Source organism: Streptococcus cristatus, from assembly GCF_003943815.1.
In the GTDB taxonomy this organism is placed as follows: Bacteria; Bacillota; Bacilli; order Lactobacillales; family Streptococcaceae; genus Streptococcus; species Streptococcus cristatus_F.
Window position 1 is genome coordinate 1 of sequence record NZ_RJNA01000048.1, and the last position, 1,132, is coordinate 1,132.

1 protein-coding gene is annotated in these 1,132 nt (G+C 46.5%); it reads left to right on the forward strand.

The window, feature by feature from the left end; all coding sequences use genetic code 11:
• Positions 1 to 5: 5 nt before the first annotated feature.
• The coding region (locus D8872_RS10895; RefSeq protein ID WP_446677442.1) for a mucin-binding protein at positions 6 to 1,132 on the forward strand (1,127 nt) is incomplete at its 3' end.

The following is a 1,132-nucleotide window of genomic DNA, read 5'->3' on the forward strand; positions in this document are numbered from 1 at the left end:
CTCCAGTGACTCAAGAAGCAGCCTTCACACGTACAGGTGAACGTAACCGTGTAACTGGCGTTGAAACCTTCGGCGCATGGACACCAGCTACGAAAGAATTGGCTCAAGAAGCTACACCAGTTGTGACTGGATTCGTGGCAGACAAGGCCAATGTAGCAGCGAAGACAGTGAAAGCTGGCGACGCTAACAGCGAAGAAGTTGTACAATACAAGAAACTTGGTTCATACGTACCAAATGTACCAGATGGACTTCCAAAAGTACCAAACCTTCCATATCCAAACGATCCAAATAACCCAACTAAGCCTGGAACAGATCTTCCAGTGGTACCACATGTACCAGGAACTACACCAGTAGGCCCAGATGGCACAACACCATTGACACCGAAAGATCCGAGCGATCCAAGCAAGGGTTACAACCCACCACCAATTCCAAGTGATCCAACACAGGATACACCAATCAATTATGTTAAAGATGGTCAAAAAGCGATTATCACCTTCGTAGACCAAGATGATAACAACAAGGAAGTTGGTAAGGTCGTTGAAAGCGGTAAGTCAGGTGAGCCAATCGGAACAACTAACTACGCAACCCGTCTGAAAGAATTGACAGACAAGGGCTACGAAGTGGTGAACGATGAGTTCAAGGGACCTAAGACCTTCGATAACGATGATAAGAAGGACCAACAATTTGTGGTTACTCTTCGTCAAGGTAAAGAGCCAATTACAGACCCAGCTAAATTGAATAGCAAGGTTACTCGTACCATCAAGTACCAATACGCAGATGGTCAAACAGCGGGTCGTCCAGCTCTGAAAGCTCCAGTGACTCAAGAAGCAGCCTTCACACGTACAGGTGAACGTAACCGTGTAACTGGCGTTGAAACCTTCGGCGCATGGACACCAGCTACGAAAGAATTGGCTCAAGAAGCTACACCAGTTGTGACTGGATTCGTGGCAGACAAGGCCAATGTAGCAGCGAAGACAGTGAAAGCTGGCGACGCTAACAGCGAAGAAGTTGTACAATACAAGAANCTNGGTTCATACGTACCAAATGTACCAGATGGACTTCCAAAAGTACCAAACCTTCCATATCCAAACGATCCAAATAACCCAACTAAGCCTGGAACAGATCTTCCAGT